This is a genomic window from Bacillus cereus group sp. RP32, assembly GCF_040459735.1.
GTDB classification, from domain to species: Bacteria; Bacillota; Bacilli; order Bacillales; family Bacillaceae_G; genus Bacillus_A; species Bacillus_A wiedmannii.
In genome coordinates this window covers 4,242,635-4,264,550 of sequence record NZ_JARVHO010000001.1, presented here as the reverse complement: position 1 = coordinate 4,264,550, position 21,916 = coordinate 4,242,635, and the positions used below count along the sequence as shown (strand labels likewise).

Genomic DNA, 21,916 nt, shown 5'->3' with positions numbered 1-21,916 from the left:
AAAAAAATCATCCTATATAACAAAGGATGATTTTTTTATGGGAATTTTGTGAAGTTATCACTTAATATATTCTAATTTTTTACAATTTTCCGATTGTAATATATAATAATACGTAATGTTTTGGAGATTTTTCATTTGTAAAAGATAGTTTATAGGAGGAGAGAAAGGGTGTTCAATAAAAAATCAATGCCGGCTATAAAAATGATCCTTTCGATGTCTATTTTCGGATCAATTGGATTTTTTTCTACTCAAACAGGTTTACCGTCTTTTGAATTAGTATTCGTTCGTTGCATTTGTGCGACTATATTTTTAGCATTATGTTGGCTCGTAACAGGACAGTATAAAAGTGAGAAATGGAATAAAAAAGAAGTAATGCAAATATTAGCATGCGGTGTATTTCTCGTTTTTAACTGGGTATTTTTATTTAAAGCGTTTGAAGTTATGTCGATTACAATTGCGATTTCAGTTTATCATCTTGCACCCATTATCGTATTAATGATTGGTAGTATTGTATTTAAAGAGAGACTTACAGTGTTTGCGGTTATGTCCATTGTCATTTGTTTTATCGGTACAGTTTTAGTAGCTGGAGTAGATGGAAGTCTATCGCTTGAAAAACTGATGTCATCTGGAATGGTATGGGCACTTCTTGCAGCATTATTTTATGCTTTTACCACTTTATTAGGAAAAGGAATTCAGCATACGAGCGCATATGCGATGACATTTTTACAAACATTTTTAGGTATATTTTTATTGCTACCATTCGTAGACTTTGGCAAGTTTCAAGGGTTAACAGAGATGAACTGGATGATGATCACAGCGACAGGTCTTATACATACGGGATTTGTATATTACTTATTTTTTGACAGTTTAAGAGGTTTATCGACGAGATTAATTTCTGTATTAGTGTTTTTAGATCCTGCTGTTGCAATCCTATTAGATACAGTCTTTACCGGATTTAGACCAACTAGTATGCAAGTAGTAGGGATTGTTCTTATATTTGTAGGAATGGCATTTACTTTTCGAAAAACAAAGGACGAAAAAATAGCGGTAAAAGAAAGTTTGTATTCTTAATTGTAAATAATTAGGTGTATTCTATTGCAAATTCCCTTATTTTTTGTACAATATAAAAGGTAGGAAAATAAAGGAAAAGGTAGATGAGAGAGATGAAAAAGCTAGTAAAGATAGCGACATCGTTAACTTTAATGGGAGGAATATTTGTAAGTGCAAATGGTGTGTCTGCAAATACTGATGTTCCCCAAAAATCTGGTCCTAATATTATGATAGAGTTTGATGATGTAACAACAGGTCATTGGGCATATGATGAAATTACGAATTTAGTATATCATCGAATTATGTATGGATATGGAAATGGTAAGTTTGGTGTAGAAGATAATATAACACGTGAACAGGCGGCGGCAGTATTACATCGTGCACTTCATTTAAAAAGAAGTGTGTTTAATGAAAATCCATATGGAGATATTAGTGGGAAATCAACAATGTTTCCTTACGAAATTTTACATTTAACGAATATTGGTATTTTTAAAGGAGACGAAAATGGAAACTTCCGTCCGAAAGATACACTGACTCGTGCAGAATTAGCACAAATTTTAACGAAAGCATATGAGTTGAAAACAAAGAGTCCACATACATTTACAGATATACAAGAAAACCATTGGGCAAGAGATGCAATTAGTGCGTTGCAATCTAATAATGTAGCGGTTGGAACGGGAAATGGCAAGTTCGAGCCTGAAATGCTCGTTACACGCGGGCAATTTGCGAAGTTTTTACAACGATCAATTGATAATTCGCCAGGGAAAATGGAATAGATAAAGAGAAAGCTCATAATTTGTAGAGGAGACATCCTTCGCTCATTATGGGCTTTTATTAATAGATAGGTTATTATTTTCGTATGTTGTAGTCCAGTTGATATTCTTTGTCGAAACGTCGATATATAAGGAGTAACAACATATATTTGCGTTTTTTGTCTAGAAAATGAACTTTTAAAATGTGAAGGATTTCTTTTTTAGAAAGTAGAATATTTAATGTATAGAAACACCTTTAAATAACCATAGGAAAGGGAAATGATTTGCGTACAATTCGGTATAAAAATTGAAATTGAGAGCGAATTGGCTCTCCTTTAGTAGTGATTTTCACAATAATAGATTTTTTAAATGTAATATATTGCATAATGGGTGTGAAGGCAACATATGTAATATTGGAAAGGATTTCAGTCTATTATTTTCCGTTTTTTCAAATGGAGATAAAGGGGAGAGGGCAATGAAGAAGAACATGTTACGTATAATGGCAACGGTAACTATTATGGGCAGCTTGTTTGTAAGTACAAATGTTCCAAACGTAAAAGCAGAAGAATATCCAGAAATGATTGTTTTTGATGATGTTCCAGTAAACCACTGGGCATATGACGATATAATGGACGTAGTATACAATAAAGTAATGTTAGGCTATGGAAATGGTAAGTTTGGTGTAGGAGATAATGTAACACGAGAACAAGTAGCTGCAGTACTTTATCGTACATTGAATTTGAAAAAAGAAGGACCTTTAAAAAATCCATACAAAGATATTTCTGAGAGGGCAACAATGTTTTTAGATGAAATTTTAGTATTAACAAAGCATGGTATTTTTGAAGGTGATGAAAAAGGAAACTTTAGAACAGCCGCACCTGTGACACGTGCAGAAATGGCGCAAATTCTTACAAAGGCATTTACATTTGAGGTAAAGAAAAACCATACATTTAAAGATGTACCAAATAATCATTGGGCAAAAAATGCGATTAGTGCACTGCAGTCTAATCATGTCATAGTAGGAACAGGAAATGGGAAATTTGAACCGAATACAGTTGTAACACGTGAGCAATATGCAACGTTTTTAAATAGAGCTGTTTTTTATTTTCCTGTAAAAGATGAAGATTATGAATAAAAGTTAAAATATAAGGACATTTAAATTATATCAATATAATACTAAACAAGAAAAAAGCGCGGGAATCCCACGCTTTTTTCTTGTTTTATATTATTTATAAGTATATCGATTTTCTGTTCATAATTTATTTGTTGGCATTTAGTGGATAAGAAGAGATTGAATAAAGTAACTTTTTCTTGTTTAAATATGCGATTTAGTAACTTTATTATTAATAGAGTGTAAATAAAAGTATATGAAATATAGTTCATAAATTAGACAAAAATCACATGGGAATTGTATTGTTACGCTTTCGTTAATTCTTTATATTAGAAAAAAATATGTTTTTAGGGAGAGAATACTTTGAAGAAAAAAATTTTAAAAGTAGCAACAGCTTTAACAATTATGGGTGGAGTAGCATTTAGTGCTGAGGGGACTACAGCAAAAGCTGAATTAGCTGCAAAGCCACAACAAGCAAGTCCAGTTATCTTTAAAGATGTACCAGCAGGACATTGGTCTTATGAAGCAATTCAAACTTTAGCAGAACATGAAATTATGCTTGGTTACGGAAATGGTGTGTTCGGTTTTGGACATAACGTAAATCGTGAACAAGTAGCCGCTTTAATTTATCGCGCACTAGATCTTGATGAAGAATTTGGTGAAGATGAGGTATTAGAAAGCCCATATAATGATATTGTTGATGATAACTCAACGATGTTTCCTTTTGAAGTTTTAGCAGTAACAGAATTAGGTATTTTTACAGGTGACGAGAATGGAAACTTCAGACCAAAAGCTACGTTAACACGTGCAGAAATGGCGCAAGTTCTTACAAGAGCATTTGGATTACAAGTACAAGGAACAGCAAAATTTAAAGATGTACCAAAGGGACATTGGGCAGAAAATGCGATTAATGCAGTAGGTTCAAATGGTATTTCAGTAGGAGATGGAAAGGGTAACTTCGCTCCGAACATGAAAGTAACACGTGAACAATATGCTCAGTTCTTATTTAATTCAATGTTTAAATAAATAATAAAGAAGGAGCCGGTGTTGTATAACACTGGCTTCTTTTTTTATATGTAATGCCGGTGGAAGAATACAGTTTTGTAAAAAAAGCAATTAAATTTTCAAAAAAAACTTCCTTTTCTGAAGATTTGTTATATAATATAAAACATAAAATCAAATCTGTTATAAAACAGTTTAAGAAGGGGATGCTAATATGTCGACGCAAACTTCACGGGTTACATTGCCCGGAGAAATGTTACCAGCGTACAACGAAATATTGACACCTGAGGCGCTTAGTTTTTTAAAGGAACTACATGAAAATTTTAATAAGCGCCGCATAGAACTTTTACAAAAGCGTGCGGAGAAACAAAAGAGAATTGATGCAGGAGAGTTTCCGAAGTTTTTAGAAGAAACAAAGCGCATACGTGAAGCGGATTGGACAATTGCTCAATTGCCAAAAGATTTAGAGGATCGCCGCGTAGAGATTACTGGATCAGTGGATAGAAAGATGGTTATTAACGCTTTAAATTCAGGAGCGCATCTTTTTATGGCAGATTTCGAAGATTCGAATTCACCAACTTGGGAAAATGCGATTGAAGGTCAAATAAATTTACGAGATGCAGTGCAGGGAACGATTTCGCATAAAAATGAAAATGGAAAAGAATATCGTTTAAATAGTAAAACAGCAGTATTAATTGTGCGTCCAAGAGGATGGCATTTAGAAGAAAAACATATGCAAGTTGATGGGAAGAATATGTCTGGTAGCTTAGTAGATTTCGGACTTTATTTTTTCCATAATGCGAAAGCTCTTTTAGCAAAAGGAAGCGGTCCATACTTTTACTTACCGAAAATGGAAAGCCATTTAGAAGCAAGGTTATGGAATGATGTTTTCGTATTTGCACAAAAATATATCGGTATTCCAAACGGAACGATTAAAGCGACGGTATTACTGGAAACGATTCACGCTTCGTTTGAAATGGATGAAATTTTGTATGAGCTTAAAGATCATTCTGCTGGGTTAAATTGCGGAAGATGGGATTATATTTTCAGCTTTCTAAAGAGTTTCCGTAATCATAATGAATTTTTGCTTCCAGATAGAGCGCAAGTCACGATGACGGCGCCATTTATGCGCGCGTATTCTTTGAAGGTCATTCAAACGTGTCATCGTCGTAATGCACCAGCTATTGGAGGAATGGCAGCACAAATTCCGATTAAAAACAATCCAGAAGCGAATGAAGCAGCTTTTGAAAAAGTGCGTGCAGATAAGGAGCGCGAAGCTTTAGACGGTCATGACGGGACTTGGGTTGCCCACCCGGGACTTGTACCAGTCGCGATGGAAGTATTTAATCACATTATGAAAACACCGAATCAAATTTTTAGAAAACGTGAAGAAATACATGTTACAGAAAAGGATTTATTAGAAGTACCAGTGGGAACGATTACAGAAGAGGGGCTTCGCCTAAATGTTAGCGTAGGCATTCAATATATTGCATCTTGGTTAAGCGGACGGGGAGCAGCACCAATTTATAACTTAATGGAAGATGCGGCAACAGCGGAAATTTCTAGGGCACAAGTATGGCAATGGATTCGCCATGAAAGTGGAGAACTAAATGATGGCCGTAATATTACGCTTGAATTGATGGAAGAGCTAAAAGAAGAAGAATTAGCAAAAATAGAAAGAGAGATTGGTAAGGAAGCCTTTAAGAAAGGGAGATTCCAAGAGGCGACAACGTTGTTTACAAATCTCGTTCGAAATGATGAATTCGTACCATTTTTAACATTACCAGGTTATGAAATTTTATAAAGTGAAAAGGGGATGGAACAAATGAAAAACGAAAGAATTGAGAAATTACAAGAGAGCTGGGAACTAGATAAGCGTTGGAAAGGGATTACACGTCCGTATTCGGCAGAAGATGTAATTCGCTTGCGTGGGTCAATTGATATTGAACATACATTAGCGCGCCGCGGTGCTGAAAAGCTTTGGTCATCGCTTCATACGGAAGATTATATTAACGCACTTGGCGCATTAACAGGAAACCAAGCGATGCAACAAGTGAAAGCTGGGCTAAAAGCAATTTATTTAAGTGGATGGCAAGTCGCTGCGGATGCGAACCTTTCTGGACATATGTATCCAGACCAAAGTCTATATCCAGCGAACAGCGTACCTGCTGTAGTGAAACGAATTAATCAAACACTTCAACGTGCGGATCAAATTCAGCATATGGAAGGAAGCGATGATACAGATTATTTCGTACCGATTGTAGCAGATGCAGAAGCAGGATTTGGCGGACAACTAAACGTATTTGAACTGATGAAAGGTATGATTGAAGCGGGTGCATCAGGTGTGCACTTTGAAGATCAATTATCTTCAGAGAAAAAATGCGGCCATTTAGGCGGAAAAGTATTATTACCAACGCAAACAGCGGTGCGTAATTTAATCTCGGCACGCCTTGCAGCAGACGTAATGGGAGTGCCGACAATTATTGTTGCAAGAACAGACGCGGATGCAGCAGATTTAATTACGAGCGATATCGATCCAGTTGATAAAGCATTTATTACAGGTGAAAGAACTCCAGAAGGATTTTACCGTACGAAAGCAGGTCTTGATCAAGCAATTGCACGTGGTTTAGCATACGCTCCTTATGCAGATCTCGTTTGGTGCGAAACATCTGAACCAAATTTAGAAGATGCAAAACGATTTGCGGATGCAATTCATAAAGAGCATCCAGGGAAATTGCTTGCATATAACTGTTCACCTTCATTTAACTGGAAACAAAAATTAGATGAAAAAACAATTGCAAGCTTCCAAAAAGAAATCGCATCTTACGGTTATAAGTTCCAGTTCGTAACACTAGCTGGATTCCACTCGTTAAACTACGGCATGTTTGAATTAGCACGTGGCTATAAAGAGCGCGGCATGGCAGCGTACTCTGAACTGCAACAAGCAGAATTCGCAGCAGAAAAACACGGCTACTCTGCAACTCGTCATCAACGCGAAGTAGGAACAGGTTACTTTGATGAAGTAGCACAAGTTATTACAGGCGGTACTTCATCAACGACAGCGTTAAAAGGTTCTACAGAGGAAGCACAGTTTACGAAATAAAAGGAAGGGGCACCTTTTTAAAGGGTGCCCTTGTTATTTTCGGAACGATTCGAGAGTAAATGGAAATACATCAACGGTTTTTCAAATATATCGACTTACCGACAAAAAAGACGATATTATCAAATCCACTCAGCTCTATGATCGCGAATAAACTTCATATCTTTCTTATAATGCTCTAAATGTCCTTCATCAATCATTCTTTGGAAATTTAAGTCGCCTTCTTGTGCTTTTCTTTTCATATATGTACATAATGCTTCTAATCGTAGTAACACTATTCCTAAGTAATCTTCGTCCATACTTTTACCGTAGGACTGGACAAACAATTTCACTCTTTCTTTCATACGGCTAGCATGTTGTGCCGATTCATAATGAACTGCCTCACCCGATTCTGTATAATACACTCTACTTAAAGGTACACAAGTATAAAGCGTATAAGCGATATCCCAAATTCTCGGACCAGGAGCAGCAACATCGAAATCAATAATACCTACTGGTTTCTCATCATGAAAAATAATGTTATATATAGCAAAATCGTTATGGCAAATAACCTCAATGTTATTTGAAGTAAGATCCATCGGTTGCCATTCATCTGATAAGGGAAAGTCACTTACCGCATCATGATAAAGGCGGAGCATCTTTGCTATTTCCTTTAAAACATCATTAGATCGCATATATTCTTTTAAAGGATAATTCCCAGCGTCTCCTTCAATAAAGGATAAAATCTCTCTATCTTTTTCATCTACACCTAAAAACTTTGGAGCATGATGAAACCCTTTGTTTTCTAAGTGCTGTAATAATGTATGAATTTTTGCACTACCTGGCTTTAATTCTCGCCGAACAGTATTTTCAGAACGATACACATTTGATACATTTCCCCCTGTAAGCTTTTCTTCGTTGGTGTAGTTTGACATATAATCCCCTCCAATATAACGACTGTACGATTATATTGTAACACTTCAGAACAAGGGATGTAATCGTATTCAAATGATGTTTGTGTTCACTTCATAGTGAAATCCGCACATACTAAAATCAATTATTTACGAATGTACAATCAATTTAATTTGTCAGTTATTTTCAAAAAAGATTGTACATTTCATTTTAAGTATGCTATGATGAAGTCAGTTGAATAGTTAAATTAAGCAATCCATATATTATCAAGTGCCGAAAAACGAACGAGAAAAAGTATGTGAGAACTAGTTTATGTTTCGTGTTTGATAATGTGTGGATTCTTTTTTTATACAGGAAGACTAAAATAAATTGTGTTTTCTTTAGGAGGAAATAATTATGGCAGTAACAGGACAAGTAAAATGGTTTAACAACGAAAAAGGATTCGGTTTCATCGAAGTTCCAGGCGAAAACGATGTATTCGTACATTTCTCTGCAATCGAAACTGAAGGTTTCAAATCTCTAGAAGAAGGTCAAAAAGTTAGCTTCGAAATCGAAGATGGTAACCGTGGACCTCAAGCTAAAAACGTAATCAAACTATAATTTTATAGTTCATTATGGAAAGAGGATGGCTGCTGCCATCCTTTTTTTGCTGTAATATACGAGCATAATGAGTATATTTGGGGGAAAAGTATACAAATGAAGTCATACTCGATGTTCGTAGTGGGAATAAAGAAGATCTACACAATACGATTGAAGAAATCTCATTCGCCCGTTTTAGATGAATAAGAAAAAATAGTCGGTTTTTTTGAGGACGAAGAAGAGTAAAAGGCTTTCCAAAATGGAAGGCCTTTTACTCTTCTTTTCCAATCTTTTTCTTCTCACGTTTCTTACATTCAGAGCATTTCGATTTACGAAAAGGCTTTGCGAAGAATAGTAGAATGAAAAACAAACCGAATATAATACTAGCTGAATTTTTCACGATCACAATGCTACTATTTTTCATTTGAATCGTTGGTTGCATTTCTTTTTCTTCCATAGTGGACCTCCATATATTGGATTTTCCTTTTAATTATAGCAAAGTTAATTGTCGTAATGATGCGAAATGAGGAAGCAGTTGTAAATATTTATTGGTAGTATAAATACATTTTATATAGGTTTTTATTACAAAAACACTATATTGTTATTTTATAATTTAAAAGATGTTTGATAAATGATAAAGTATTGTAAAAAAGCGGAATCTGTAAGCCATTTCCTTTTCATAGATGCTAAAATTATATATGCAGCTGCTAATATAAATAGAAAAAAGGAGACAGTAGAATATGGAAAGTAAAGTAGAACGCTATGTCGAAAACTATGTGGTAAATAAAAATACAATGGCCTTACTTCCTGTTATTCTAAGTGAAAAGAAAATCGTTACACGAGTTGTTGAGATGGAAGATTCTTTTTTCGTATTTCAAAAGCCCCTAGATATTATAGAAAGAAGTTGCCGCAAGCATGGCTCTAGTTTCTTAGGCAGAAAAGAAGGAACGAAAGAGTTAACTCATATTACACATAAAGCACCGATTGCGATTAGTCCAGCAGATCAACTTTATTTTTTTCCTACTTATTCTTACTCTAGAAAAGAGTGCGCTTGGTTGTCTCATTTTTATATTGAAAGTAATAAAGAGTTAAAAGATGGAAATGTTATTGTTAGATTTATAAATGGCTTTGCTGTGAAATTAGAAATATCAAAAAGCAGTTTTGAAAATCAACTAAATCGTACAGCGAAATTGCGTACTGAATATGAAGATCGTAGAAAAAAACAAGGAAATCCTTGTTTTAAAGAGATTGATAAAACTCAAGAATCTCGATTAAAACCAGCATACGAGAAAGTATATTTTGTGAAAGAAGAGGAAGTTTAAGAGGATGGGGAAAAATCCCCATCTTTTTTATTTGTCAGTTTTTATCGGTAAGTCGATATATTTGAGAAATCCCCGATATAATTTCACCTACTGAGGAATTTGTCAACAAAACAAAAGTGTCACTTCTAAAACTGCGAAACGTCCTGTCGAATATTGATAGATTATCATAGCGTAATAATGAAGGAATTCTAATGAAAGATATGGAAACTTAATAATTACATCTCCATATGTCGTATCTACCATTTCCTCTTTCATATAAGCAATGATACAGTAGAGGTAGTACTTAGAGTAAAGGGGTAAAGTGTAGAATGGATTTTCAGACAATCAAAGAGTATTTTTCACCAGAAAATATGGATCATATTGTTGAAAGCTATAAAGCGTTCGGACCACTTCTTGGTATTGGTTTACCGATGATAGAAGCGTTGATTCCGGCATTGCCACTCATCGTATTTGTACTGGCGAATGCTGTTGCATTTGGATTTTGGCTCGGTTTTCTTTATTCTTGGCTTGGATCAGTAATGGGCGCCTTACTTGTCTTTTTCATTATCCGCCATTTTGGTCGAAGTCGTTTCTTTTCTTTTGTAAATAAGCATGAGAGAGTACGAAAGGCAATGGGGTGGATTGAAAGGAAAGGGTTTGCGCCAATTTTCGTCATATTTTGTTTTCCGTTTACACCGTCTGCGCTTATAAATGTTGTCGCTGGTTTATCTCGCATAAGTGTAAAGCAGTTTGGCCTCGCGCTTGCATTCGGAAAGCTTGTGATGATTTTTATTTTAACGTATATCGGTCATGATTTAATGTCATTTATTCATAATCCGGTGAAATCAGTCATTGTAGCAATTGGTATTTTTATTTTGTGGTATGTCGGTAAGAAAATTGAAGTAAAGTTAGAACTACATTAAGAATAGTCTTCTTTGTAAAGGAAAGCTTCATGATTAAAGGATAAGGGGAGAAGCGGATGAAGAAAACTTTGAAAAAAGAAGGCATAGAGTGGATACGAACAATTTTAATTGGTGTATTATTAGCTGTATTTTTTCGAACGTTTTTCTTTTCAACGTACGTTGTAGAGGGGAAGTCAATGATGCCGACATTACAAGATGGCAATATGCTCGTTGTAAATAAGGTGAGTTATCAAGTGGGGGACTTGAATAGGTTTGATGTTGTTGTGTTTCATGCGAATAAAAAAGAGGATTACGTAAAACGAATTATCGGCTTACCTGGGGATCAAATTGAATATAAGCATGATAAACTATATATAAACGGACAATTCGTGGATGAACCTTATTTAGAAACGTATAAGAAAGAGATAGATGGACGACAACTAACAGGTGATTTTAAACTAGAAGAGTTAACGAAAGAAGAATCGGTGCCACCGGGATATATTTTTGTAGTAGGTGATAATCGCCTCGGGAGTTGGGATAGTAGACACTTTGGGTTTGTAAAAGCTGATACAGTTGTCGGTAAAGTTGATTTACGATATTGGCCAATTCAAGAGGTGCAAACGAATTTTTCAAAAGGTTGATATAATAGGTAGAAGTATAGAAAAAGACAAACAATTATGTTTGTCTTTTTTTACTTTATATTTTTTCAATCTATTGCTAATGAGAATGTTTAGCTGGTATCATGACCAAGGATAAAAACAATTTTTATATCGTTATATAATTGGTAATGATAACTTCTGAAATTTTCATGTTTAATCTGTACTTCTTTGAACGTTTCTACTATTTGTTGGTTAACCTTTTTACTATAAGGTAGACTTACTTTGGAATGAATTTCAATAAAATCGTAATTTGTAATTAGCGAGTAAGATACTTTTTATGAATTAATGATTACTAGATACAATTATTTTTTTATTGTATTATAATTTTTAGGGACCGTATATTAAGCTAGGGAGTGGGGATGTTTGAATATTGAGCCTCTTACGTTATCGAGCAAAGAAGTATATGTATTAACGGGTATATTTGATCATGAAACAATGATTGGAATTGAGAATCCATTTGAAAATTGGTTAGACGAAGAAATAGATAAAGAATTAGATATAATGTATGACCACTGGAGGGGAAAAGAATTACTCATAATAAAAGAAGACGAAGTATTTTGTGAACAACAACTTGTAGAATATTTTAGTATTTGTCTAACTACAGGTTTTGTTATTGAAGTACAGATAAACAAAAACGACATTAAAGAAAAGAACGTCTTTTATTTTACTGATAAAAAAGTTATACATAACAGAATAACAGATGTTAACGGTGAAAAACAATGTATATTTAGAGAGTGTGGAATACCTGAGGTAGCATGGCAATTTATATATCAAGCGTTGCAGTCTAAAAATACTTTTCCACATTCGAATCATACATTTAAACTTCCTTGCGCCGTATATGAAAAAGATTTTTTAAATCAATCAGAAAAGGATTTATCGGAATTATTCGGATATTATTCGGATAATGATGTTAAAGAATTAGTGAATATTATATGTGATCGTGAAGAGTTAAATACAGTTAAAACTCATTATTATATAAAGGATGCATGGTATACCGATAGTATTCAGTATATGTATAGTCAAAACCAATATTGGCTTATCCAAAAAATACTAGAAAGGGGAGAGAAGCAAACGAATGTTATTTGTCTAGATATTTTTGCAATTATCGAAGAAATCAAAAAAATGGTTCTGTACCTTAAATCAATAGGTGGTGAATCAAAATGAGTAAAGAAATTAAAGTTACTCCTGCCCTTTTAAGGGGGTTAGCTTCTAATATAGAGCGTGCAGCTCATGAAGTATTTGAAACACATAAACGTTTGAGTCAGCAATTAATGGATTTACCCTTTCAAGTATCTGGAAGGGATGCTGTATTGAATCAGGCTTTATATGCAGGTTCAATGTTAGAGGGCGTAACGAATGATTTAAAAACACATAGCAAATCATTAAGAAGTATTGCTGATCGTTTTGAGAAAACTGATCAACAAGAAGTTTCATTAGGAGATTGGAAAATAGATAGTGTTGACTTATTAAGTCCTTTTGGGGGAGGCATTGATGAATGGAAAGAAAACCCCATGGGAGCCGGATTAACCGCATTTGGAACCTTTAAAGATGGTCAAGAGGCATACCAAATTGCTCAAAGGCATAACCAAGGTTTTCGCGCGACACCATATACAAATAATCAAGGAAAACCTATGGTGCGATTTGAAAATCGTACACTTATTAAAGGAAAAGATGGTAATAACGTTATTAGAAGAACAAAGCTACCATTAGAGGAAGCTAAAACAATTGATGAAGTAAAACGTTATGTGTTAAAACCAGGTGCATTATTAAAAGAATCATTATCGTTAAAAAATAACGCATTAGGATATATAAGTACCGGTTTAGATGTCTTTAAAGATACGAAAGAAAATTTGGAAAGTAATGCAAGCAGTAGTAAAATTGTAGGAGACATTGTTGGTGATGTAGCGGTTGGAGTAGGTTCTACTGCTGCTAGTACTTGGGCGGGTGCTGCAGTCGGTACAGCAATTGGAGGACCCATTGGAACTGTGATTGGGGCTGGTGTAGGTTTTACCGCTTCTGTAGTATCTAGCATAATAACGGATGGAATTAAGTTCGATAAAGGGGACTGGAATAATGATGGTGAAAAAGACTCTATAAAAGACCGAATTAAATCTGGAATAGGCTCTGCTTTAGATGAAATCTTTTAATTTTCTATGAGGTGCATAATGGATAAATATAACTTTAAAAATATAGATGATGGCATACGAATATTACTACCATTTGATATAAGAAATATTGTCGGAGCCTTTGTATGGTTTATTATGAATTTTTTGTTATTGATTATAATTTTTGTATTTCCACCAATATATAATGTGTATTTTTACTTGGCGCTTCCATTTTTTATAGTATGTAACTTGTGGGGAATTTGGATTTTTATTAACAAACCTAAGCAGCCTCAATTACAACATTTACTATATTCTGGATTTGTTGGAACTAGCATTTCATTTTGTAGTTTTATAGGTGTTCAAAAAATAGCTTACGAGTTAATAGGATTGGAATCACCTTTATTTTTTATTCTATCATTTATAGTATACTGTTTGGTTGTTTATAAATCCGGACAATTGTGGATTAAATATTTTACAGCTCGTTTAATGGGTATAAATGATCAGAAGGTGAAATTTTCAAAAGTCGGTGTTTTTTCAGGTGTAGGCTACATTGTTGGTCAAATTAGTATAGGAATTTTAAGTCAAGATTCTCTAGCGATTTTGCTAATTATCTTACTGTCATTTTTCTCGGTTATTTTCTTGTTTGCGAGTGTCCATGTGTATTTTTATTTTGATTTTAAAAAACATCTTATTACAGGGCATTCAAAAATGAAACAGGTTCAACAAAAATCTAATCTTACAAGAAAGGAAAGGAGAAGGAAATGAATTCACATCTTCTACCTATAGGCTCTATCGTAATCTTAAAAGAAGGAACCAAGAAACTCATGATTTATGGGCGTAAACAACAAGTAGAAACAGATAAAGTGAAAAAATTTGACTATATGGGATGTTTTTACCCAGAGGGCTATATTAGTCCTGATTTTACTTATTTATTTAACCATGACGATATTCAAGAAGTTATATCAAGTGGATATAAAGATGAGGAAGAAAGAGCTTTTCAAAAAAAGATATTGTCTAAAGTGGAGTAAGAAATATTACATAGAAAAAGCTGCTTATATGAGCAGCTTTTTCTATGTAATTAAATACTTTAGCGGTTGTATTTTTATGTTTTGAGATGGGGTATCGTCATTATACATGTTTGTCTTTTTTCGTGTCCTATAATACAATTATAGTAGCAAACTAACGTTCGTTATGTAAGTGAAAGGTGGGGTTACATGTCACTTCGATTTGTGATTGGTAGAGCGGGAAGTGGAAAAAGTACACTTTGTTTACACGAAGTGCAGGAAGAGCTAAAGCAACGCCCAAGAGGGAAAACAATATTATATCTTGTGCCAGAACAGATGACATTCCAAACGCAGCAGGCGTTAATCGGGAGTGAGGATGTAAGAGGTTCTATTCGGGCACAAGTTTTTAGTTTTTCACGATTAGCGTGGAAGGTACTGCAAGAAGTTGGTGGAGCGAGTCGTCTTCACATTGATGAAGCGGGCGTACATATGTTACTTCGTAAAATTGTAGAGTCTCGTAAAGATGGATTATCGGTGTTCCAAAAAGCAGCGGAGCAAAACGGTTTCTTTGAACATCTTGGTAGTATGATTGCGGAGTTTAAACGTTACAATGTGACGCCATCTAACGTATATGAAATGTGGCAACAATTAGACGCACATAGTAGCAGTGCAGAACAAAAGCTATTAGCGAATAAAGTGTATGATTTACAACTATTATATGATGATTTTGAACGTGCTTTAATCGGAAAATATTTGGATTCAGAAGACTACCTACAATTGCTAGTCGAAAAGCTTCCACATTCTGAATATGTAAATGGGGCTGAAATTTATATAGATGGATTTCATTCATTTTCACCGCAAGAACTAGAAATTTTAAGACAGCTTATGATTTGCGGTGCGAGAGTTACGATCACGTTAACGATAGATGAAAAAACGTTAGCGCAGCCAGTAAATGAACTAGATTTATTTTATGAAACGACGTTAACGTATGAAAAAATAAAGCAAGTGGCGCGTGAAGAGAAGATAGAAATTGAAAAAACGATTCCACTTATGGAACAACCGCGTTTTCATTCGCAAGCATTAGCGCATTTAGAAACGCATTACGAAGCACGTCCAAATGAAAAGTTTCACGGAGAAGCAAGTGTAACGATTAGTACAGCAGCGAATTTACGAGCTGAAGTAGAAGGTGTTGCGCGTGAAATTCGTAGACTTGTGGCGGATGAAGACTATCGTTACCGAGATATTGCAGTCCTTCTTCGTAACGGAGAAAGTTATTACGATGTGATGCGAACGCTATTTACAGATTATAATATCCCGCATTTCATCGATGAAAAACGCCCGATGTCACATCATCCGCTAGTAGAATGCATTCGTTCTGCACTCGAGATTATTAGCGGGAATTGGCGTTATGATGCAGTGTTCCGCTGCGTGAAAACAGAGCTTTTATATCCATTAGACGTAAGAAAAGAAACGATGCGCGAAGAGATGGATGAGTTTGAAAACTACTGTTTAGCGTACGGTGTACAAGGGAAGAGATGGACTTCTGAGGATCCGTGGATGTATCGCCGCTATCGTTCTCTTGACGATACGGACGAGATGATTACAGACAGTGAACGTGAAATGGAAGAGAGAATAAATCGACTGCGCGACGTTGTAAGAACGCCTGTTATTCGTATGCAAAAAAGGCTGAAGCGAGCGGGAACAGTTATGCAAATGTGCGAAGCTGTTTATTTATTTTTAGAAGAGCTAGACGTTCCGAAAAAACTAGAAGCATTACGTATTCGTGCAGAAGAGAGCGGAGATTTTTTATTTGCGACAGATCATGAGCAAGTATGGGAAGAAGTAATGAGTCTTCTTGATACGTTCGTTGAGATGCTTGGCGAAGAGAAAATGTCACTTTCTATGTTCACAGATGTTATGTCGACAGGTCTTGAGGCGCTTCAATTCGCAAACATTCCGCCATCATTAGACCAAGTGTTAATTGCTAATATTGATCGTTCAAGATTATCAAATGTGAAAGCAACATTTGTCATTGGCGTGAATGAAGGAGTTATTCCGGCAGCACCGATGGATGAAGGGATGCTTTCTGATGAGGAAAGAGATGTTCTTAGCGTTGCAGGTATCGAATTAGCACCAACGACGAGACAAACCTTATTAGAAGAACAGTTCGTTATGTACCAAATGGTAACGAGAGCAACTGAGAAATTATATATTTCATGCCCGCTTGCAGATGAGGAAGGGAAGACGTTACTTGCGTCTAGCTTTATTAAGAAAATAAAAAGAATGTTCCCTGATGTGAAAGATACATTTATTACAAATGACGTAAATGATTTATCACGTTCGGAACAAATTTCATACGTAGCAACGCCAGAAGTAACGTTGTCATATGTTATGCAGCAACTTCAAACGTGGAAGCGATATGGATTTGAAGGGAATTTAGATTTTTGGTGGGATGTATATAACTTCTACGTAACTTCAGATGAATGGAAACAAAAAAGTAGCCGCGTATTATCAAGTTTATTCTACCGAAATCGTGCGCAAAAGCTAAGTACAGTTGTAAGTAGAGATTTATATGGAGATAAAATAAAAGGAAGCGTATCTCGTATGGAACTATTTAACCGTTGCGCATATGCTCATTTCGCGCAGCACGGTTTATCGTTAAGAGAGCGTGACATTTTCAAACTGGATGCACCCGATATCGGGGAACTATTCCATGCAGCGCTGAAGAGAATTGCGGACAGGCTATTACGTGAAAACCGTACTTGGGCGGATTTATCAATAAAAGAGTGTGAGTATCTTTCTGCTGTAGTAATAGAAGAGATTGCACCGTTATTACAAAGACAAATTTTATTAAGTTCAAATCGTCATTTCTATTTAAAACAAAAACTACAACAAATCATTTTCCGTACATCAATCATTCTTCGTGAACATGCGAAGTCAAGTGGTTTCGTACCAGTTGATTTAGAAGTGCCATTCGGTATGGGCGGTACAGGATCGCTTCCGCCGATGGAATTCTCATTACCAAATGGCGTGAAGATGGAAGTAGTTGGCCGTATTGACCGTGTTGATAAGGCAGAAGATGAAAACGGGACGTTCCTACGTATTATTGACTATAAATCAAGCTCAAAAGCGTTAGACTTAACAGAAGTGTATTACGGATTAGCACTTCAAATGTTAACGTATTTAGATGTTGTTACTTCAAATGCACATACGTGGATGAAAAAGGGAGGTACTGCATCACCGGCTGGTGTACTGTACTTCCATATTCATAACCCGATCGTTGAGATGAAGGGTGACGCATCTGAAGCAGAAATTGAGAAAGAGATTTTAAAGAAATTTAAAATGAAAGGACTCGTACTAGGAGATGCTGATGTTGTTCGTTTAATGGATAACAAACTTTCAACAGGAAGCTCTGATATTATTTCTGCTGGTTTGAAAAAAGACGGTAGCTTTAGTGCGCGTTCGAGTATTGCAAGTGAACAAGAGTTTAACGTACTTCAAAAATACGTACACCATACGTTTGAAAATATTGGAAAAGACATTACAGAAGGCGTTATTGATATTGCTCCTTATAAGAAGGGGAATAAAGCGGCGTGTACGTTCTGTAACTTCAAATCTGTTTGTCAGTTCGATGAATCACTCGAAGATAACCAGTTCCGTACGCTAAAAGATATGAAAGATAGCGAAGCGATGGAGAAAATTAGAGAGGAGGTTGGCGGAGAATGATTGAAAATTGGCCTAAAAAACCAGAAGGTAGTCAGTGGACGGATGACCAGTGGAAAGCGGTTGTAGCGAACGGACGTGATATATTAGTCGCGGCAGCAGCTGGATCAGGGAAAACAGCAGTATTAGTTGAACGTATTATTAAAAAGATTATAAATGAAGAAAATCCAGTCGATGTCGACCGCCTGCTCGTTGTAACATTTACGAATGCAGCGGCGCAAGAGATGAAAAACAGAATTGGGGAAGCGTTAGAAAAGGTATTAATTGATGAGCCAGGATCGCAGCACGTAAGAAAGCAGCTTAGCTTATTAAATAAAGCTTCTATTTCAACGATCCATTCATTTTGTTTACAAGTAATTAGAGGATACTACTACATGCTTGATGTTGATCCTCGTTTCCGCATTGCGAATCAAACAGAAAACGAATTATTAAAAGAAGAAGTGTTAGATGACATATTAGAAGAAGAGTATGGAATCGAAGATAATAGTATTTTCTTTGAACTCGTTGACCGTTATACGAGTGACCGTAGTGATGATGACTTACAGCGTATGATTTTAGCGCTTCATACAGAATCAAGAGCGCATCCAAATCCGGAAAAATGGCTCGATAAATTAGTAGAAGCATACGACGTGGAAGGAAAGACAATTGAAGATTTAGTGTACGCTTCTTACTTATTAGAAGATGTGAAATTCCAGCTTGAAACAGCAGAGACACATATTCGTAAAGCGACTGAACTCGCAATGCTTCCTGACGGTCCGGCGCCCCGCGTTGAAACACTGCAAGCTGATGCAGTTTTACTTGGAACGTTGTCATCAGCTGCTCGTGAGTCATGGACAAGTGTGTATGAAGCGATGCAAAATGTATCGTGGCAAACGTTAAAGCGCATTAAGAAAAGTGATTACAACGAGGATGTTGTAAAACAAGTAGACTCTCTTCGTAATAAAGCGAAAGATGAAGTGAAGAAATTACAAGAAGAGTTATTTAGCCGCAGACCTGAAAGTTTCTTACGAGATTTTCAAGACATGCATCCTGTATTAGAAAAACTCGTACAGCTTGTAAAAGTATTTACAGAGCGTTTCCAAGCGATGAAGCGGGATAAAGGAATGGTCGATTTCACAGATTTAGAGCATTTCTGCTTACAAATTTTAAGTGAACAAAGTGAAAGTGGTGAAATGAAGCCATCAGCAGTAGCACTTCAATATCGTAATAAATTTGCTGAAGTACTAGTTGATGAATATCAAGATACGAACTTTGTGCAGGAATCCATTATTAAATTCGTAACGAAAGATTCTGAGAGTGAAGGGAACTTGTTCATGGTAGGTGACGTGAAGCAGTCGATCTATCGTTTCCGACTAGCAGAACCAGGCCTGTTCCTAGGAAAGTATAAACGCTTTACGCAAGAAGGATTAGACGGCGGAATGAAAATCGATTTAGCGAAAAACTTCCGTAGTCGTCATGAAGTGTTAGCAGGTACGAACTTTATTTTCAAACAAATTATGGGTGAAGAAGTCGGAGAAATTGATTACGATGCTGACGCTGAATTAAAGTTAGGTGCTACCTATCCAGAAGGTGAAGATGTAGCGGCAGAACTACTATGCATTCAGCAAACGGAAGAAGAGTTAATAGACGGAGAAGAAGGTGCAGAAGTCGAAAAAGCACAGCTTGAAGCTCGCCTTATGGCGCAGCGAATAAAGGCTATGGTTGATTCAGGATATACCGTCTATGATCGCAAAACGAATGAAATGCGACAAGTACAATACCGCGACTTCGTTATTTTACTTCGCTCCATGCCATGGGCGCCGCAAATTATGGAAGAGTTAAAGCTGCAAGGAATTCCAGTATACGCTGATCTTGCGACTGGTTACTTTGAAGCGACAGAAGTAAATATTATGATGAACGTCTTCCGCGTGATCGATAATCCGATGCAAGATATTCCGCTTGCCGCAGTACTTCGTTCACCAATCGTTGGGTTAAATGATGAGGAACTTGCGACGCTTCGTGCTCACGGGAAGAAAGGTTCGTTTTATGAAGTGATGAGCACATTCTTAAAAGGGGCACCACTTGAAGAAGAGCAAGAACTACATGATAAATTACAGTGGTTCTATAACTTACTTCAAGGATGGCGTGAATTCGCGCGTCAACAGTCACTTTCTGATTTAATTTGGAAAGTGTACGGTGAGACAGGTTATTACGACTTTGTTGGCGGTTTACCAGCCGGAAAGCAAAGGCAAGCAAACCTGCGTGTACTTTATGACCGTGCAAGACAATATGAAGCAACATCGTTTAGAGGATTATTCCGCTTCTTACGCTTTATTGAGCGTATTTTAGAACGCGGTGATGATATGGGAACTGCGAGAGCTTTAGGTGAACAAGAAGATGTCGTTCGTATTATGACGATTCATAAAAGTAAAGGACTTGAGTTCCCAGTCGTATTTGTAGCGGGACTAGGTCGTCGTTTTAATACACAAGATTTAATGAAACGTTTCTTACTGCATAAAGACTTCGGTTTCGGTTCACAATTTATCGATCCTCGTAAACGAATTAAATATACGACATTATCGCAACTAGCAATTAAGCGTAAAATGAAAATGGAATTAATCGCGGAAGAAATGCGCGTGTTATACGTAGCGTTAACGCGTGCGAAAGAGAAGTTAATTTTAATTGGAACGGTTAAAGATGCCAATAAAGAAATGGAAAAATGGCTCGATGCAAGGGAGCATAGTGAATGGTTATTACCAGACCATATACGTGCCGGAGCGTCTTGTTATTTAGACTGGATTGCACCTTCATTATATAGACATCGTGATAGTGAAATGCTTCTTGAATTAGGACAAGGAAGCATTCCAGATGAAATTTATGAATATGACACGAACTGGAAAGTGGAAGTTGTTGACGGCAAAACGTTACTTGCACCGGAACCGGTTCAAGAAGAGAAACAAGAATTGTTAGAAGCACTTCGTGAGAAAAAAGCTGTTCCCTTACAAAGTGAACGGAAAGAAGAAGTGTACGACAGATTAATGTGGAAGTACGGATATGAGGAAGCAACATCTCACCGTGCGAAACAGTCTGTTACAGAAATAAAGAGAAACTACCAATCAGAAGAAGGTAGCGATAATGCCTTTATTAAAAAACTGCGTGCACCAATTAAAACGCGTCCTCGTTTTATGGAGAAAAAAGGGTTGACGTACGCAGAGCGTGGGACAGCAGTCCATGCTGTTATGCAACATGTAGATTTGAAGAAACCAATTACGATTGAAGTTCTTCAAGAGCAAATTGCCGGAATGGTAAATAAGGAACTATTAACATTCGAACAAGCAGAAGAAATAGCAATTGAAAAAGTGATTTCATTCTTTGACAGTGACCTAGGTAAAAGGGTATTAGCGGCGAAAAGTGTTGAGCGTGAAGTACCATTTACGATGATGCTTGCAGCAGAAGAGGCGTATCAAGATTGGCAAGGTAAGAGTGATGAAACAATTCTTGTCCAAGGGGTTATCGACTGCATGATTGAAGAGGAAGATGGTATCACTTTAATCGACTTCAAAACGGATACGATTGAAGGGAAGTTCCCAGGCGGATTCGATCAAGCGAAACCGATTTTAGAAGATCGATATAAAGTACAGCTTTCGTTATATGCAAAGGCGCTTGAAAAAAGCTTGCAACATCCTGTGAAAGAGAAATGCTTATACTTCTTTGATGGCAATCATGTTGTCAAAGTTGAGGAATAGAGGGACTTGAAA

General features: G+C 36.2%; 18 protein-coding genes. 16 read left to right on the top strand and 2 right to left on the bottom strand.

Annotation, left to right across the window (positions count from 1 at the left end):
- Positions 1 to 168: 168 nt before the first annotated feature.
- From QCI46_RS21990 to aceA, 6 genes are all read left to right on the top strand, one after another.
- Entirely contained in the window at positions 169 to 1,071 is a 903-nt protein-coding gene (locus QCI46_RS21990; protein ID WP_137011512.1) for a DMT family transporter, read from the top strand.
- An 83-nt stretch (positions 1,072 to 1,154) separates the two neighbouring features.
- Positions 1,155 to 1,826 (top strand): S-layer homology domain-containing protein, encoded by a 672-nt coding sequence (locus tag QCI46_RS21985; protein ID WP_353841378.1) that lies wholly within the window; start codon positions 1,155 to 1,157, stop codon positions 1,824 to 1,826.
- 451 nt (positions 1,827 to 2,277) lie between these two features.
- Positions 2,278 to 2,937, top strand: coding sequence for an S-layer homology domain-containing protein (locus QCI46_RS21980; RefSeq protein WP_353841377.1), 660 nt, complete (start codon positions 2,278 to 2,280; stop codon positions 2,935 to 2,937).
- A 339-nt stretch (positions 2,938 to 3,276) separates the two neighbouring features.
- Entirely contained in the window at positions 3,277 to 3,939 is a 663-nt protein-coding gene (locus QCI46_RS21975) for an S-layer homology domain-containing protein (protein WP_137052176.1), read from the top strand.
- Positions 3,940 to 4,129: 190 nt separating this feature from the next.
- The gene (gene aceB, locus QCI46_RS21970; protein ID WP_353841376.1) at positions 4,130 to 5,719 is read left to right on the top strand and encodes a malate synthase A; all 1,590 of its coding nucleotides are present in this window, start codon (positions 4,130 to 4,132) and stop codon (positions 5,717 to 5,719) included.
- Between the two features lie 21 nt (positions 5,720 to 5,740).
- Positions 5,741 to 7,018 carry an isocitrate lyase gene (aceA, locus tag QCI46_RS21965; RefSeq protein WP_097907353.1) on the top strand — a complete coding sequence of 426 codons (1,278 nt, stop codon included), beginning with the start codon at positions 5,741 to 5,743 and terminating at the stop codon, positions 7,016 to 7,018.
- A gap of 119 nt (positions 7,019 to 7,137) precedes the next feature.
- Here the strand turns inward: aceA and QCI46_RS21960 are convergent, their stop codons facing one another.
- Complete coding sequence (locus tag QCI46_RS21960; RefSeq protein WP_353841375.1) at positions 7,138 to 7,929, bottom strand: phosphotransferase; 792 nt, start codon at positions 7,927 to 7,929, stop codon at positions 7,138 to 7,140.
- 373 nt (positions 7,930 to 8,302) lie between these two features.
- Here QCI46_RS21960 and cspA point away from each other — a divergent pair, with 373 nt between their 5' ends.
- A complete protein-coding gene (cspA, locus tag QCI46_RS21955) occupies positions 8,303 to 8,506 on the top strand; it encodes an RNA chaperone/antiterminator CspA (protein ID WP_000301521.1) in 204 nt (67 codons plus the stop codon).
- A 250-nt stretch (positions 8,507 to 8,756) separates the two neighbouring features.
- Here the strand turns inward: cspA and QCI46_RS21950 are convergent, their stop codons facing one another.
- The gene (locus QCI46_RS21950) at positions 8,757 to 8,942 is read right to left on the bottom strand and encodes a hypothetical protein (RefSeq protein ID WP_000391438.1); all 186 of its coding nucleotides are present in this window, start codon (positions 8,940 to 8,942) and stop codon (positions 8,757 to 8,759) included.
- 283 nt (positions 8,943 to 9,225) lie between these two features.
- Here QCI46_RS21950 and QCI46_RS21945 point away from each other — a divergent pair, with 283 nt between their 5' ends.
- The 9 genes from QCI46_RS21945 (at position 9,226) to addA (ending at position 21,904) form a co-directional block, all read left to right on the top strand.
- A complete protein-coding gene (locus QCI46_RS21945; protein WP_353841374.1) occupies positions 9,226 to 9,807 on the top strand; it encodes a competence protein ComK in 582 nt (193 codons plus the stop codon).
- Positions 9,808 to 10,115: 308 nt separating this feature from the next.
- Positions 10,116 to 10,709 (top strand): TVP38/TMEM64 family protein, encoded by a 594-nt coding sequence (locus tag QCI46_RS21940; RefSeq protein ID WP_000347517.1) that lies wholly within the window; start codon positions 10,116 to 10,118, stop codon positions 10,707 to 10,709.
- Between the two features lie 56 nt (positions 10,710 to 10,765).
- The gene (lepB, locus tag QCI46_RS21935; protein WP_353841373.1) at positions 10,766 to 11,329 is read left to right on the top strand and encodes a signal peptidase I; all 564 of its coding nucleotides are present in this window, start codon (positions 10,766 to 10,768) and stop codon (positions 11,327 to 11,329) included.
- 381 nt (positions 11,330 to 11,710) lie between these two features.
- Entirely contained in the window at positions 11,711 to 12,511 is an 801-nt protein-coding gene (locus tag QCI46_RS21930; RefSeq protein ID WP_353841372.1) for a hypothetical protein, read from the top strand.
- Complete coding sequence (locus QCI46_RS21925; RefSeq protein ID WP_097890483.1) at positions 12,508 to 13,494, top strand: WXG100 family type VII secretion target; 987 nt, start codon at positions 12,508 to 12,510, stop codon at positions 13,492 to 13,494. Before QCI46_RS21930 ends, QCI46_RS21925 begins: the two co-directional genes overlap by 4 nt.
- A gap of 18 nt (positions 13,495 to 13,512) precedes the next feature.
- On the top strand, positions 13,513 to 14,217 hold the full coding sequence (locus tag QCI46_RS21920; RefSeq protein ID WP_353841371.1) for a hypothetical protein: 705 nt from the start codon (positions 13,513 to 13,515) through the stop codon (positions 14,215 to 14,217).
- Complete coding sequence (locus QCI46_RS21915) at positions 14,214 to 14,480, top strand: DUF4176 domain-containing protein (RefSeq protein WP_353841370.1); 267 nt, start codon at positions 14,214 to 14,216, stop codon at positions 14,478 to 14,480. The genes QCI46_RS21920 and QCI46_RS21915 overlap by 4 nt, the downstream gene beginning before the upstream one ends.
- A 186-nt stretch (positions 14,481 to 14,666) precedes the next feature.
- Positions 14,667 to 18,182 carry a helicase-exonuclease AddAB subunit AddB gene (gene addB, locus QCI46_RS21910; RefSeq protein WP_353841369.1) on the top strand — a complete coding sequence of 1,172 codons (3,516 nt, stop codon included), beginning with the start codon at positions 14,667 to 14,669 and terminating at the stop codon, positions 18,180 to 18,182.
- Positions 18,179 to 21,904: a helicase-exonuclease AddAB subunit AddA gene (addA, locus tag QCI46_RS21905; protein WP_353841368.1), complete on the top strand. Its 3,726-nt coding sequence runs from the start codon at positions 18,179 to 18,181 to the stop codon at positions 21,902 to 21,904. The genes addB and addA overlap by 4 nt, the downstream gene beginning before the upstream one ends.
- Positions 21,905 to 21,916: the final 12 nt, after the last annotated feature.